Consider the following 15384-nt stretch of genomic DNA (forward strand, 5'->3'; position numbering starts at 1 on the left):
CCGCTCATGGAGAGTGCCCGCCTTTTCAAAGCTTCTCGATCAGCTAAGTGCTAATCAGAGCTAGATACTAGCGACCCATTCGGATCGCAAGCGACTAGGAGGAAGCGTTAACGATGGTGTCGAAGACACCCTGTGCGCCAGCGAAGACGGAGCCAACGAGGCCCTGAATGCCGTCGAAGATGGACTGGAAGATGTCGAATACAGAGGTCATTGTGATCTCTCTTTCTAGTGTTCGCCAAGCTCTTGCTGCCTGACTGGGATGACTCAAGTTTGGCCTATAACGTCACCAACATGCAACCCTGATCCTTAAAAATGAGTCATTTTTGAACACTGTTCATTAAGGATCATTTAGATACCCTTAAGGGCAACGCAATTTTATTCATCCCTAGAAATTTATTAATTTTTTTCGAAAATCATCATTTTTCACCCTTCTCGAGACCTCCAATGTCGTTTTCTAGACACCTAAAAGACACCTTTTGAGGCCTTTCAGAGTCACCGCAATCAACTTTTAGGCATAAAAAATGGGGCACAAGGCCCCAAATTTCATATATAAACCGGTGTCTCCGGCGTTAAAACCTTTAGAGAATCTCACCTGGGCGGTACTCAGCAGCACCCGGGTGGGCGTCGGAAAGCGCCTGAATGCGGTCGAGCACACGAGAAACCTGGGACTCTGCAGCACCGATGAATGCGTGGCGATCAGCCAATGCAGCCTCGAGGTCAGCTTCAGTCATTGGCAGACGAGCATCGTCAGCAAGACGCTGGATAAGATCCTGCCCACCACCATTTTCACGCATGTTTAGGGCCACTGCCACGGCGTTTTCCTTGATTACCTCGTGTGCGGTCTCGCGGCCGACCCCAGCGCGGACAGCTGCCATGAGGATACGAGTGGTAGCAAGGAATGGCAGGTAACGCTCAAGTTCGCGCTCGATCATGGCAGGGAATGCACCGAATTCATCGAGAACTGTCAGGAAAGTCTCAAACATTCCGTCCAGTGCGAAGAATGCATCTGGCAACGCAACACGACGGATTACGGAGCAGAAGACATCGCCTTCATTCCATTGCTGACCAGAAAGATCTGCAACCATGGTGAGGTAGCCACGCAAAATGACCTGCAGGCCACCAACGCGCTCGCAGGAACGAGCGTTCATCTTGTGTGGCATCGCAGAGGAACCAACCTGGCCCTCTTTGAAACCTTCGGTGACAGTTTCAGTGCCAGCCATCAAACGGATGGTATGTGACAGCGAAGATGGGCCAGCGCCAAGCTGCACCAGTGCGGATACTGCATCGAAGTCGAGGGAACGTGGGTAGACCTGGCCAACGGAGTCAAAGACGCGATCGAAGCCGAGGTGTGCTGCAATGCGGTTTTCCAGATCGGACAGGCGTGCTTCGTCGCCATCCATGAGATCCAGCATGTCTTGGGCGGTACCCATTGGGCCCTTGATGCCACGCAGTGGGTAGCGGTCAAGTAATTCAGAAACGCGCTCAAGTGCCACGAGCATTTCATCTGCTGCAGTAGCGAAACGCTTACCCAAAGTGGTTGCCTGAGCTGCCACGTTATGGGAACGACCAGCCATGACCAGGCTTTGGTACTCTGCTGCGCGGGAGCCGATAGCAGCTACAACCGCGATGCCCTTGTTGCGGACAAGCTCAAGTGAGCGGTGGATCTGGAGCTGTTCCACATTTTCAGTGAGGTCACGAGAGGTCATTCCCTTGTGAATGTGCTCGTAGCCAGCCAGTGCGTTGAATTCTTCAATGCGAGCCTTCACATCGTGGCGGGTGACACGCTCACGATCGGCGATGCTAGCCAAATCAACCTGAGCGATTACTGCTTCATAAGCTTCGATTGCTTCTGCAGGAATCTCTACGCCCAGGTCTTTTTGGGCTTTCATCACGGCGATCCAGAGCTGGCGCTCCATGATGATCTTCTCTTCGGCACTCCACAGATTAGAAAGTTCAGCGGAGGCGTAACGGTTCGACAGGACGTTTGCGATCTTCTTTTTATCAGCCACGCAAATTATTATCCCTCACGAACCGAAACTTACCTAGTCGCTGTTACTTATTAATAAATTCTCCGATTTTTTGCGCGCCTGCAATCGTATCTTCTTTTGATGCGCACAAGCTCAGACGAATCCACTTGTGGCCTTCTTCCGGATCAAAATCCACACCCGGCGCGACCGCCACACCAGCTTCATCAAGCAGGCGCAGCGCCCATGCTTCAGAATCATCGGTATAAGCAGAAACATCAACCCACAGATACAGGCCGCCATCCGGGTCGGCGAAAGTGCCAAGTCCGATTTCAGGGAGCTTCTCGACGAACACCTCCCGCGCCTCGCGATACGCTTCCACGTGCGAATCAAGTTCCGCACCAGCTTCTAAAGTAAAAGCTGCGCGGCCAGCCGCCTGCCCAATGGCAGGAGCGCACAAGGAAAGAGAAGCTTGCAGGTTCTCAATCGGAGTGATCAGTTCATCTGGAACGATGATCCAACCCACGCGCCATCCAGTCATGGAGAAGTATTTGGACAATGTGCCAACAACAATGGCATTTTTGGAGAACTGATGCGCGGTGACAAGCGGGCGACCAAAGCTCATGCCATGGTAATCCTCATCAGAGATCAGCACTGCATCATTGTCATCACACCACTTGGCAATGCGTGCGAGCTCTTCTGGGTCAATGATCGTGCCAGTGGGGTTTCCCGGGCTGGTAACAATAACAGCCTTTGGCTTGTGCGGGAGGTTTTCCAACATCTGAGCAGTTGGCTGGAAGCGAGTTTCTGCAGTGCAACGCAGGTTGAGCACCTTGGCACCCAAGGATTCCAAAATATTGCGATACGCAGGGTAACCAGGGGTGGGCATTGCTACATAATCGCCATGGTCAAGGGTGGCGATAAATGATGCCACGAATCCACCTGAGGAACCGGTGGTGACAATAACATTGTCAGCGTTGGTATCTACATCATAGGTAGCGGAATGCCAGTCGGCGATGCGTTCGCGGAACTCACGATCACCAATGACTTCTGTGTATCCCAAAGGACCAGAACGCAGCGCGATCTCGGCTTCTTCAATGACTGCTTCTGGCGCACCAGTTAACGGCTGGCCAGCGCAGAACATAATGGTTTCTTTGCCTTCGCGCCTGCGACGATGGACTCGGTCCAACATCTGCATGACGCGAAACGGCTGAACATTACTTCTCGTGCTTGGCTTCATAAGAGACAAGCCTATCTGCGTAATGCTCTTAGATCGAGATACGACCCTCTAATGCAGCTAATGCGATATCGCTGCGGTAGTGGCTTCCCTCAAGTTCAATGTCTTTGATGGTGGAGTATGCGTTATCGCGAGCAGCTTCTAGAGTCTCGCCCACACCAATCACGTTGAGCACGCGACCACCGGCAGAAATGAGTTCACCTTCTGTATTAAGCGCAGTACCAGCATGAAGCACGTTATCTGCATCAGCGTTGCGGATAACATCACCAGTACGAGGTGCTTCTGGGTAGTTATAAGAAGCCAACACAACGGTCAGAGCATAAGCATCTTCCCATTCCAAAGCTGGGTGCTCTGCCAAAGTTCCGGTGGCAACAGCATTGAGCAGACCAGCAAGCGGAGTCTTGAGCAAAGCAAGAACCGCCTGAGTCTCTGGATCACCAAAGCGGCAGTTGAATTCCACCACTGCTGGGCCTTCTACACCCCATGCGATACCTGCGTACAGCAGGCCAGAGTAGGAGCAACCGCGCGCTACCATCTCGCGAGCAACTGGCACGCATACTTCATCAACGATGCGCTGCACGCCATCTTCAGGCAACCAAGGCAACGGAGCATATGCACCCATACCACCGGTGTTTGGACCTTCATCGTTGTCCAAAGCGCGCTTATGATCTTGAGCTGGCAGAAGTGGAACCACAGTCTCGCCATCAACCAGGCAGAACAGAGATACTTCAGGGCCATCGAGGAAGGATTCCAAAAGGACAGGGTTGCCGCCTTCGAGAACAGCATCGACATGTGCACGAGCAGCAGCACGATCAGGGGTAACAACGACACCCTTTCCGGCAGCCAAGCCATCATCTTTAACAACCCAGTTAGGGCCAAAACGATCAATGGCAGCATCGATATCTTCAGAGCTTGCACCAGGGGTAATAGCTTCTGCATGTGCAGTACGCACACCCTGAGCCGCCATGACATCCTTAGCGAATGCCTTGGATCCCTCGATACGAGCAGCTTCTTTATTAGGTCCAAATACTGCGATGCCAGCCTCACGGAGAGCATCAGCAACACCTGCCACCAAAGGGATCTCTGGGCCAATAACGACCAGATCAGAGCCCAATTCTTGAGCTAGTGCTGTGACCTCTGCAGGATCATCAGCTTTGATCTCAGGATGAACAGTTGCGATCGATCCAAGACCCGCGTTACCTGGGGCAACGTGTAGATCAGTAGTTGCAGGGTCAGTAGAAAGTCCACGGAGGAGGGCGTGCTCACGGGCGCCCGAGCCGATTACCAGAATGCGCATGGTTGCACAGTTTATCCTGCAAAACTTAATCCAAGCCATTCTGGGAGTTTTTGCGGTGAGGGTCGACGTCGAAAAGTGTTGTGGCCTGCGCGATCTCGCGCCCTTAAAATTACCGCCCAACCTGCATTATTCTTGTCAGCGCAAATTTTATGCAAGCTAGGGAGTAGGCTTAAACACATGGCTTCTGTATTCACGAAAATTATTAACGGCGAGCTTCCTGGCCGGTTTGTTTACCGCTCCGAAAATGTCGTAGCTTTTCTTTCCATAGAACCACTCACCTATGGCCATACTTTGGTCGTTCCTGTTGCAGAAGTTGACCGCTGGACTGACCTCCCACAAACTATTTGGGTTGAGGTAAACGAAGCAGCACAGCTAATCGGAAACGCAATCCGTACAGCATTCTCATCACCTCGTTGCGGTTATATCATCGCTGGATTCGATGTCCCTCACACTCACATCCACCTCTTTCCTACTGATAAAATGGCTGATTATGATTTTCGTAATGCCATGGCAGCCGATGCTACCGATCCAGCGGAAATGGATGCTGCAGCAGAGAAAATCCGTGAAGCTTTGGATGGCCTAGTTTAATTCTCAGCCTAAAAACCATGGTGACATAAGAAACCCAAGTTCTTATGTCACCATGGTTTATTTTTAGGTTAAGCAGTCACCGGCAACGTGATGGTAAAGACTGTTCCTTCACCTTGCACGCTATCCACGGTGACTGTTCCGCCGTGGCCTTCGACCAAAGATTTGGTAATGGCCAGACCCAAACCTGATCCTCCAGACGCCCTTGAACGAGAGGAATCCGCACGGTAGAAACGTTCAAAGATATGCGCAGCATCTTCCGGCGACATTCCCACCCCGGTATCTGCAACGAGAATCTTCACGTTTTCCTCATCAGCATTAATCTCAATACTGACTTCCGCTTCCGGACCGCCATGGTTGAGTCCATTAGCCACCAGATTTGTCAGCACCTGATGAAGCCGCGTTGGATCGCCTTCCACAACTGGAATGAATTCTGCCCGGTTGGACACATTCACTACACGATCCGGCCAGGCAGCCGCCATCGATCCGCGCACTGCTAAGGCAAGTTCCAGCACATCAACACGATGCTTTTCCATTTGTTGGCCTTCAGCACGCGTAAGCGACAGTAGATCTTCCACCAGCACGCTCATTCGCTGAGCTTCGCCACCAATCTTGGACATCACCCAGTTGGCGTCATCGGTAGCTCCTGAGGTGTACAGCTCAGTGAAACCCTTGACCGACGTCAATGGGGTACGCAGTTCATGAGAAGCATCGCCTACAAAGCGTCTCATCTGAGCTTCTTTTTGCTGAGCACTTAGAATTGACGCCTGGAGCTGTTCCAGCATCATGTTGAGAGCATTTGCCAACTGCCCCACCTCAGTGGTCATTGGCCACTGAGGAACACGTCGATCTAAATCACCACCCGCAATCCTCGAGGCAGTTTCTTCCACCTCACTCAGAGGTTTCAAAGATCGCCTGACCAGGAATAACGACGTGATCAAAATGGCAACAAGGATGAGAGCACCAATGATCATCTGCACCACAACAAGGCGATACAGCAAATTAGTTTCCCGGCCCATGCTCTTACCAACCACAGTGATGATGTCGCCTTCTTTTTCTGCCATCACTCTCCACGGAGTAGTAAAGGTAGAGCCATCAGCAGCATCAACAGTATGAGGGCCAGTCCCAATGGTGGTTTCAGCTAGATCAGGCGCTGATTGCGCATCATTAAAAATGATGCTGGATCCATCTGGAAAAACCTTGGCTACATAATAATCGCTGGGAGGGCCTTGGCGGACACCATCAAAATTAAACATCTCGACGTTCCGCGCCCACGTCCCCATCGAAGATTCCAGCTCTTGATCCATACGCGTATAGGAAACTTCACGCATGAGGCTTGACACTGCAACCGCGTTCACCAGCAAACCTAGACCTGCAATTCCCACCACGATCAAAATGATGCGCGTACGCAGTGGAACTGTTCGACCATAAGCACGAAGGGGTCTAATTTCCGGTTCTTTTTCTACGCCAACTTCTTGTGGTTTTTCATCAAGCGCAGCGACATAAGGGTTTTCCATAAGGAATTTTTAATTACGTGGAGTGCGCAGCACGTATCCAACACCACGAACAGTTTGGATCAGCTGTGGATCTTGGGTATCCACCTTGCGGCGAAGGTAGGAAATATAGGATTCCACCACGTTGCCATCGCCGCCGAAGTCATAGTGCCACACATTGTCCAGGATTTTTGCCTTGGACAACACAACTTCCGCGTTCAGCATTAGGTAGCGCAAGAGGTTAAATTCGGTTGGGGAAAGATCAACCAATTCCCCTGCCTTAGTAACTTCATGGGTTTCATCATTAAGAGTAAGGTCCGCGTACTGCAGCGATGTCGAAGTATCCTCTTCGACGGTGCCACCACGACGCAAAATAACACGCAGACGAGTGATTACTTCCTCCAAGGAGAAAGGCTTAGTCACATAATCATCAGCACCAATGGTCAGGCCATGGATGCGGTGTTCCACAGCGTCCTTTGCAGTTAGGTAAAGGACTGGGCTGTCCAAACCTTCGCCACGCAGCTTGGTCAGCAGCTCAAAGCCATCCATTCCTGGCATCATGACATCAAGGATGTAGGCATCTGGACGGAACTCGCGGGCAATCTTCAGTGCCTCATTGCCATCATTGGCAGTCATCACAGAAAAGCCTTGGAACTTAAGACTCACAGTGAGCAGCTCTACGATATTTGGCTCATCATCAACAACGAGGACGCGGATTTGTCCATCAGTCTGGTTGTCCATCATTCATCTCTTTCATTGGGGGAATGCTTAACTTCCAACCAGTGAACACCTTTGAACTTCAGCACCGCTGACTACTAACTGTGAATGTACTGAGAGAGTTCGTAAGGGTTTATTCCCACTCAACATTTTCCAAATCAATACCTTCTAGCTGTGCCAATGCTTCAATGAGAGTTAAAAGGTAAGAAGCTTTCCCCTGGTAAGTTGCATTAAAACGCTCATCTTCAACGTACATCCGCGCCAAGATCACCTGCTTGTTCGGGCTCACCGAATACCACTGACTGATGCTTGCACGGTGCTCGAGCGCAAGCTTGTTGCCCTCTTCAGAGCCGGGCGCAACACCGCGCTGGGAGGCGTCGATAAGCTTCTCGACGAATCCCTCATGCTTATCTTTTGCCTCCTGAAAATCCTCCGCCGTCATCTGCGCCTGAACTTTTTGGGATTCCGCCCACTCCGGAGTATCACCCCAACGTTCAAAAGCTTCTTCCTGATACTTAGGCAAATCCTCACCAAAGATCTCAAATTTCTCGTTCACGCCAACCTCATCCTTTCCAAGGATTTCATCCACTGCCCGGACCATCCGATGCAGTTGACCGATCTGTTCCACCAAAAGCTCCCGCTGGCGCTGCAAATGCTGCGCAGCCGAAGCAGGCCGTTCCAGTACCTCCGCGATATCCTTCAACGGAATTCCCGCAGCCCGATACAGCAGAATCTGCAAAGCACGCTCAAGATCCGCCTCTGTGTAAAGGCGATAATCCGTTGTGGTGCGCCAGCTCGGCTGAAGCAACCCAATGCTGTCCCAATGCCGCAACGTGCGGGTGGTAACACCAAGTAGTTCAGCTGTCTCGCCGATGGTTCGATCATCTGTCATAGCTATGAGTTAAATCCTTGACGTCGCGTAAAGGTCAAGCGGTTAGTCGGGCTAAGAGTTTTTCCCACGTGCTGCCACTGACCAAATTTCTAGCTTTTCAGCAGAGTTTTGAACGTAAACCTCATCCACCAAGTTGATCACATTGCATGCATGGTTGGGCACCACCTTTATTTGCTCACCTACCTGAGGAAGTTCAATATCCGCAGGCCAAAAAATAGTTGCGTGATGTTCCGACAACGCCGAAATTCGAGCATTCGGCTGCCCCAACACAAAACCATGGCCCTCTATCCAAGCAGGCTTATCCGTGCTGAGAATCTTCGATCCCGCATCTAAAATAATGCGACGATCTGCCACATTTCGGCTAATAACCGTAGACAGAACCATCATAGAAACCTGCTCTTCACCACAAGCACCCGAGGCAACTTGCTGAGCATCATTAAACACATAAACCCCTGGACGAATCTCATCGAGTGCATCTGTAAACTGCGCTGATGGCGAGGAACCTCCAGAGGTTAAACCCCCACCCAAACGCTCAACACTACTGGTCAAAGTATGTAATTCATCTTCGGCCGCAGCCTCACCATTTCCTGGACCATAAGAATGCCCCGGGAAAGTAAACACCCCCACGTACCGCTCCCCCAGCACATCGCGGATCTCTGCCAACACCTCGTCGTCTGGAGAAATGCCACTACGGTGGTGCCCCGAATCAACCTCAATCAGCGCCTTGACATCTTCCCTCAGGTTTACCACTGCACGAGCCATCTCAAGCGAATCCACCCCAATGGAAACCTTCCCAGGCAACGCATTAAGACGCTCTACTGCACGCTCCGAAAGATACAGCGGATACGCAATGAAAATGTCTTGGAAACCAGCCTCGCTAAACACCTCCGACTCACCAATAGTCGCGCATGTAATTCCACGAGCACCAGCATCAACCTGTATCTGCGCAATCTCAGGAATCTTATGAGTCTTTACATGCGGACGCAGGGCAATCCCATGGGCTGCGGCGTGAGCTGCCATCTGCACAATATTGGTGGCTAAACGTTCACGGTCAATAAGAACCGCAGGTGTATCAATCATCATGAGTTAGGGATGTTCCTTAGTTAGTGGTGGTTTGTTGTTTCCGATTGCCACCGATACTAATGGGACATTGCCTAAGCCTGGATTGAGATTGTCCCTATTTCAAGAGCTTTAGGTTTTGAGACTCTCGATTTGGGTTCTGGTGTTCTGTGGATTTTGTGGGTTTTGTGGGTTTCCTAAAGTTCGACTTCACGGGAGCGACTTCCCATACTCAACTTCCCATCTTCGACTTCAGTAGGTTTTTCCAAATTTTCCTAGTGAAGTCGCTGTTGAGAAGTCGTTGTTAAGAAGTCGCTCCCGTGAAGTCGAACTTTAGGACTCTGTAATCTTTCCGGCGCGCTCCTTGAACTTCGAGATCACGTTACCGAGTTCTTAACTACAATTTCGCATCCTCGAGATCAGTCCTTTTTGGCCCAGTATCCGACTGATCTCGAACCTTGAAACTATACCGACCATTCGTTACAGTTATGTTTTATGATCTCAGCTACACCAAGCTCCCAAGCACCTACCAAAACCCAACGGTGGGCATTCCTTGCAGTAATCAGTGGCGGACTTTTTCTGATCGGTGTGGATAACTCCATCTTGTACACCGCGCTCCCTGTGTTGCGTGAACAGCTCCAGGCAACTGAGACCCAAGCACTGTGGATTATCAATGCTTATCCGCTGCTCATGGCAGGTCTTCTCTTGGGCACTGGCACGTTGGGGGATAAAATCGGCCACCGGCTGATGTTCCTTATAGGTTTGAGTGTTTTCGGACTTGCTTCACTTGGAGCAGCTTTCTCTCCTACTGCGTGGGCATTGGTAGCTGCTAGGGCTTTCCTTGGTGTGGGTGCTGCAACAATGATGCCCGCTACATTAGCGTTGATTCGCATTACTTTTGATGATGAGCGGGAACGTAACACGGCAATCGGTATTTGGGGTTCTGTGGCAATTGTTGGCGCTGCGGCGGGACCAATTATTGGTGGTGTGTTGTTGGAGTTTTTCTGGTGGGGTTCTGTCTTCCTCATCAATGTTCCGGTTGCAGTCATTGCACTGGTTGCAACGATCATCGTGGCACCAGTCAATATGCCAAATCGTGCTAAGCACTGGGATTTCTTGTCGTCGTTTTATGCGCTGCTTACGTTGTCCGGCTTGATCATCATGATCAAAGAAGCAGTCTCCCCGGCGCGCCAACTATCACTGCTCATAGTCGCCACTCTCCTACTAGTTATCGGCGCGGTGCTGTTTAGTTATCGTCAGAAGAAGATCGAGGAACCCCTCCTAGATATGTCATTGTTCCGCAATCGTCTTTTCTTGGGAGGTGTGGTTGCTGCTGGTCTAGCTATGTTTACGATATCTGGGTTGGAGATGACTACGTCTCAGCGTTTTCAGTTGTCGGGAGGGTTCACGCCGCTTGAGGCTGGTTTGTTGATGATTCCCGCAGCATTGGGCAGTTTCCCCATGTCTATTATTGGTGGCGCTAATTTGCATCGTTGGGGTTTTAGGCCGTTGATCAGTGGCGGTTTCTTGGCCACTGCAATCGGCATCGCGTTGTGTATTTGGGGTGCCACGCATAGTGATGGCCTGCCGTTTTTCATCGCCGGTTTATTCCTGATAGGTGCGGGTGCAGGATCGGTGATGTCGGTGTCTTCCACTGCGATCATTGGTTCCGCGCCGATTCGCAAAGCCGGCATGGCGTCTTCTATTGAGGAGGTGTCCTATGAGTTTGGCACACTGTTGTCTGTGGCTATTTTGGGCAGCCTCTTCCCGCTGTTCTATTCGCTGCATGCTCCAGTGGAGGTTGCAGATAATTTCTCGGCCGGCGTTCACCATGCAATTTTTGGCGATGCTGCCCGCGCCGCTTTGGATACCGCATATATCAACGTATTAATCATTGCCTTAATATGCGCAGTAGCAGCCGTGTTTATTACTGGCTATTTATTCCGCGGCAATCCGAAAGGGGCCAACAATGCGCACTAGTAAAAAAGAACTGATCCTGCGCACTGCGATCAGCTATATCGGCGAACACAGCCTCGAAGCATTGAGTTACGACACGCTCGCAGAAGCTACTGGTTTGTCTAAATCTGGTCTGATTTATCATTTCCCCAGCCGCCATGCGCTGCTTTTAGGCATGCATGAATTGCTTGCCGACGACTGGGACCAGCAATTGCGTGCCATCGCCCGCGACCCAGAGGATCCACTTGAGCGACTGCGCGCCGTCGTGGTTACGCTCACCGAAAACGTATCGCGTCCCGAGCTGCTTTTGCTTATCGACGCCCCCTCCCACCCCGATTTCCTCCATGCCTGGCGCACCGTAAATCACAAATGGATTCCCGATACCGAGGATCTAGAAAATAATGCTCACAAACAAGCTGTCTATTTAGTTCAACTGGCTGCCGATGGGCTTTTTGTCCACGACTACATTCACGATGATGTGCTGAGCGCTCCCCAACGCCAAGCCATGCTGAAAACAATTCTCCAGCTGATACCCAACCAAGAATAGGTTTCTGCTTTAAAGTCTTGAACATGACTGTTCAGGAATTTGATCATGTGACAAAGCCCAAGGCTCCAGTAGTTTCTTGGGCGTTTTGGGATTGGGGATCCGCATCTTTCAATGCGGTTCTAGTCACCTTTATCTTCGCTGTTTATCTCACTGATTCAGTCGGCTCGACGTTGCCAGAAGGGTCCAATGCAACATCGTTGTATTCCATGGCAGTAGCTATCGCTGGTGTCATCGTTGCATTTGTCGCACCTGTTATGGGCAGGCGTTCTGATCTGCGAGGCACCCGCCGACGGTCTTTGCGGATGTGGACTCTTGTCACCGTCTTTTTGATGTTCTGCCTATTTGCAGTAAAAAACACCGATCCAACATATTTCTGGATCGGTGTTGCCATCATGGCGATTGCCAACATTACGTTTGAATTCGCTGAAGTTCAGTACTTTGCCCAACTCTCCCAGATTTCTAACCGAGACAATGTAGGAAAAGTATCTGGCTTCGGCTGGTCTATGGGCTATTTCGGCGGCATTGTCTTGCTTTTGGTGTGTTATTTCGGCTTTGTTGCAGGTGAAGGTGATACTCGTGGAGCCTTCAATATTCCGATTGAAGATGGTCTAAATATCCGTCTTGTGGCAGTTCTTGCCGCAGTTTGGTTTTTGGTCTCTGCAATCCCGGCGCTAATTCGGATTCCAGAAATTGCACCCCAAGTAGCCACCGAAGATCAGCCCAAAGGACTCGTTGCTGCGTATAAAGATCTCTTCCAAAAGATCGCCCAGCTATGGAAACAAAACCGCAACTCCGCATATTTCCTGATTGCAGCTGCCGTTTTCCGTGATGGCCTTGCTGGAGTATTTACCTTTGGCGCGATCCTAGCGGTCACTGTCTATGGGCTTTCTGCTGGTGATGTGCTGCTCTTTGGTGTCGCAGCCAATGTCGTGTCCGCACTCGGTGCTCTGCTTGGTGGTTATCTCGATGACCGAATCGGACCAAAACCCATCATCTTGGCTTCCCTTAGCATCATGATTATTGATGCAACAGTGCTCTACTTCGTTGAAGGCCCAAAGAATTTCTGGATTTTTGGGTTAATCCTCTGTGCATTTGTCGGACCGGCGCAGTCAGCGTCGAGAAGCTATTTATCGCGTCTGTCCCCTGAAGGCCAGGAAGGCCAGCTCTTTGGCCTTTATGCAACCACCGGCCGCGCTGTGAGTTGGATGGCGCCGTCGCTGTTTGGGCTATTCGTGGGATTCACCGGCGAAGACCGCACCGGAATTCTCGCCATTGCGCTCATCTTGCTCATCGGAATTGTGCTGCTGAGCATGGTGAAACCACCACAGAAGGTGTAGTAAAACGCCCCCTTATCCGCATAGGGAAAGGGGGCGCGCGTCCTACTTAAATTGTCTGGTGAACTGATTAATCATGTTCTGCAACGCTGGCTGGTTAAGTGCCAAAGTGAAGATCAATGAACTCAATGCAGTGAACAAGGAAACCCAGCTCACTAGCTCTGCGGTGGAACTGCCGCTGGATCCTACCTCAATATCGCCATCTTCACGGGGTGTCTCAACGCCACCGGCAGCTGGAATATCATTGGCTGCTTCTGGCCATACATTGTCAACAGAATCTGGCTCAATATCTACAGCTACATGATCAATTTGAAAACGGTGCTCTGGAAATACTGCGGTGTTATCTACTGGAGTAATCCAACTGTCTTTGCCAGCTTGTTCGACCATCGTATTAAGGATTAGGTGCCAAGGCTGATTAAGAACTTCACGGTATTTCTCTTCAGATAGCTTGAAATGTGCTGGGCGAAGGGGTGCTGCTTCAGCAGTTACGGGACGTCCGAAAACATTATTTCCTGAAGAATCAACTGGCTTACCATCAATTGTGAAAACGATCTGGCCATCGAAAACTTCAACTCCCCAATCATGCCAATCACCAAACATTGATTCAGCCACCTCCATTTGACGTAGCTTCATTTCTGGGCGATTACCTTCACATCCCAAATGGACTGCAGAGTACTGAGTAGTTACTCGAGAGCTGTAAAATTCCGTGATATCGAGTTCACCATAGGGACGTCCATCATTACTTGCACAGAATTTTGTGTCATTCTGCATCCAGATTGCAGGGCGAGTGCCATCGACAAGTTCATCGGCTTGAGCACGAGCACGCACAGTCAGTCGGAAATTACCGGCTGGAATTTCTGGCAGGTGAATACGTGCAGAACTATACCGAGTGACCTCTCCTGGCGCGCACGGTTCCTCTTGTGCGTTTTCTGGGGTTGCGATTTCATCAGCGGTGGCCAGGCAGTGGCGTCGGGTAACTATATCCATGCGGCCATCAACAAATTCCACAGCTTCAGGACGTTGCTCAAGCTCTGGATTTTGCCAAGATTCCTTCAAATTAAGGTAGTTCCAGGCAGGTTTACGACCATCGGCGAAATTAGCACTTGCTGGCTCGTAGCGTTCCAGCACAGGCATACGGCCGAGGTATTCCAGGGTGTCTTGAGTCAGCAACCGGGTGGTATCTGGCACAGGGGTGTCTTCAGATATTACAGGGGATCCAGCAACTTCGATGCGATCAATCACCATGGATCGAACTGGGAAATCCTCTTCGGAGGATCGTGGTTTTGCCCAGGCAGCGCTTTCCACCTTTTGGTTAAGGGTGAGTGTCCATTCGCGGTCGACGATATCGTCAAAAGTCTGCGCAGAAATGCCGAAATCATCGATCTCCGCATGTCCTAAGATGACATCGTTGCGCCATGACTGACGGTTAATAGCTTCATTATCAATGAAGTACTCAATACCATCTCGGGTGGTGCTAACTGTCCAGGTGCGCTGCACGCCATCTAGGGATTCATCCAGTTTGAGTTCACGAGGTGCACGGTTGGTGCCGTTGACGCTTTCGGGATCGCAACCCAAGTGCGTGTTTGATGGGGACCACGGCGCGCGCAGATCATAAGAAAAGTGCTCCACCAGGTCCAATTCGCCGTACAGGCCATTGTTGGTTGCTGAGGAACACGCTTGTTCACCGTTTTGCATCCAAATGGCGCTTCGCACACCTTCGACGCCACCGGTGTTGAGGGTTGCGGTGACGGAAAGGTCGAACTCACCACGAGCAATTTTCGGGGTGACGATGCGGGCACTGGTAAATTTCTCAAACTGTTCAGGACTACATGGTTCTACCTGAGCAGTGTTGTCATTCAACTTGCCACGATTAGCAGGGTCTTTAATCTCAAAGTCTTCATCAACGCAGTGACGCTGAGTAGTGATCGTAAGCTTGCCATTGTCAATGCTCAGAGCATCTTCGGTATACAACACCTTGTCGCTGCCATAATCTGGCTGTCGAAAAATATTCCACCCTCGCAGAGCATCTTGAGAATCAAATTCTTCCACCCAGGTGTACGGTTCAGAAAGATCTGGCACAGAGGTGTTGCTCTGTGCAACAGCCGGAGAAATGGCTACGCCAAAACCGAATGCGGCCGTAGAAAAAGCCGTCACCAAGGCGGTGACGGCTGAAGTCACATGCTTTTTCAAGATGGACTGCCTCCTCTAACATTTTGATTAAATTACTATTAATTTAATCAAAATGACAAGGATTTTCATATTTATTGCCAGAAAACTCAATGTTCTATAAACCAACTCAGTGA

General features: G+C 50.6%; 12 protein-coding genes. 4 read left to right on the forward strand and 8 right to left on the reverse strand.

Going from position 1 to position 15384, the window contains the following annotated elements:
* Nucleotides 1-578 precede the first annotated feature (578 nt).
* The 3 genes from purB to purD form a co-directional block, all read right to left on the reverse strand.
* Complete coding sequence (purB, locus tag ccrud_RS11720) at nucleotides 579-2018, reverse strand: adenylosuccinate lyase (RefSeq protein ID WP_211271342.1); 1440 nt, start codon at nucleotides 2016-2018, stop codon at nucleotides 579-581.
* Nucleotides 2019-2052: 34 nt separating this feature from the next.
* On the reverse strand, nucleotides 2053-3162 hold the full coding sequence (locus ccrud_RS11725; protein ID WP_066567904.1) for a pyridoxal phosphate-dependent aminotransferase: 1110 nt from the start codon (nucleotides 3160-3162) through the stop codon (nucleotides 2053-2055).
* A gap of 70 nt (nucleotides 3163-3232) precedes the next feature.
* On the reverse strand, nucleotides 3233-4498 hold the full coding sequence (gene purD / locus ccrud_RS11730; protein WP_066567906.1) for a phosphoribosylamine--glycine ligase: 1266 nt from the start codon (nucleotides 4496-4498) through the stop codon (nucleotides 3233-3235).
* A 177-nt stretch (nucleotides 4499-4675) separates the two neighbouring features.
* On the opposite strand from purD, the gene ccrud_RS11735 reads away from it, so the two are divergent.
* Complete coding sequence (locus ccrud_RS11735) at nucleotides 4676-5086, forward strand: HIT family protein (protein WP_066567909.1); 411 nt, start codon at nucleotides 4676-4678, stop codon at nucleotides 5084-5086.
* A 68-nt stretch (nucleotides 5087-5154) separates the two neighbouring features.
* On the opposite strand, the gene ccrud_RS11740 is transcribed toward ccrud_RS11735, so the two are convergent.
* The 4 genes from ccrud_RS11740 to ccrud_RS11755 all read right to left on the reverse strand — a co-directional run bounded on the left by ccrud_RS11740 (nucleotide 5155) and on the right by ccrud_RS11755 (nucleotide 9268).
* The gene (locus ccrud_RS11740; RefSeq protein WP_066567914.1) at nucleotides 5155-6600 is read right to left on the reverse strand and encodes a sensor histidine kinase; all 1446 of its coding nucleotides are present in this window, start codon (nucleotides 6598-6600) and stop codon (nucleotides 5155-5157) included.
* 9 nt (nucleotides 6601-6609) lie between these two features.
* On the reverse strand, nucleotides 6610-7317 hold the full coding sequence (locus ccrud_RS11745; RefSeq protein ID WP_066567916.1) for a response regulator transcription factor: 708 nt from the start codon (nucleotides 7315-7317) through the stop codon (nucleotides 6610-6612).
* Between the two features lie 109 nt (nucleotides 7318-7426).
* Nucleotides 7427-8185 (reverse strand): MerR family transcriptional regulator, encoded by a 759-nt coding sequence (locus ccrud_RS11750; RefSeq protein WP_066567918.1) that lies wholly within the window; start codon nucleotides 8183-8185, stop codon nucleotides 7427-7429.
* Nucleotides 8186-8236: 51 nt separating this feature from the next.
* Complete coding sequence (locus ccrud_RS11755; RefSeq protein ID WP_066567920.1) at nucleotides 8237-9268, reverse strand: alanine racemase; 1032 nt, start codon at nucleotides 9266-9268, stop codon at nucleotides 8237-8239.
* 471 nt (nucleotides 9269-9739) lie between these two features.
* Between ccrud_RS11755 and ccrud_RS11760 the strand changes: the two genes are divergently transcribed.
* Genes ccrud_RS11760 through ccrud_RS11770 form a run of 3 tightly spaced genes read left to right on the forward strand, consistent with a single transcriptional unit; the run spans nucleotide 9740 to nucleotide 13084 of the window.
* Complete coding sequence (locus ccrud_RS11760) at nucleotides 9740-11224, forward strand: MFS transporter (protein ID WP_066567922.1); 1485 nt, start codon at nucleotides 9740-9742, stop codon at nucleotides 11222-11224.
* A complete protein-coding gene (locus ccrud_RS11765) occupies nucleotides 11214-11747 on the forward strand; it encodes a TetR/AcrR family transcriptional regulator (protein WP_066567924.1) in 534 nt (177 codons plus the stop codon). Before ccrud_RS11760 ends, ccrud_RS11765 begins: the two co-directional genes overlap by 11 nt.
* Nucleotides 11748-11770: 23 nt before the next feature.
* Entirely contained in the window at nucleotides 11771-13084 is a 1314-nt protein-coding gene (locus tag ccrud_RS11770; RefSeq protein WP_066567926.1) for an MFS transporter, read from the forward strand.
* A gap of 42 nt (nucleotides 13085-13126) precedes the next feature.
* On the opposite strand, the gene ccrud_RS11775 is transcribed toward ccrud_RS11770, so the two are convergent.
* Complete coding sequence (locus tag ccrud_RS11775; protein WP_066567930.1) at nucleotides 13127-15271, reverse strand: family 16 glycosylhydrolase; 2145 nt, start codon at nucleotides 15269-15271, stop codon at nucleotides 13127-13129.
* Nucleotides 15272-15384 lie beyond the last annotated feature (113 nt).

The organism is Corynebacterium crudilactis (genome assembly GCF_001643015.1).
Classification (GTDB): domain Bacteria; phylum Actinomycetota; class Actinomycetes; order Mycobacteriales; family Mycobacteriaceae; genus Corynebacterium; species Corynebacterium crudilactis.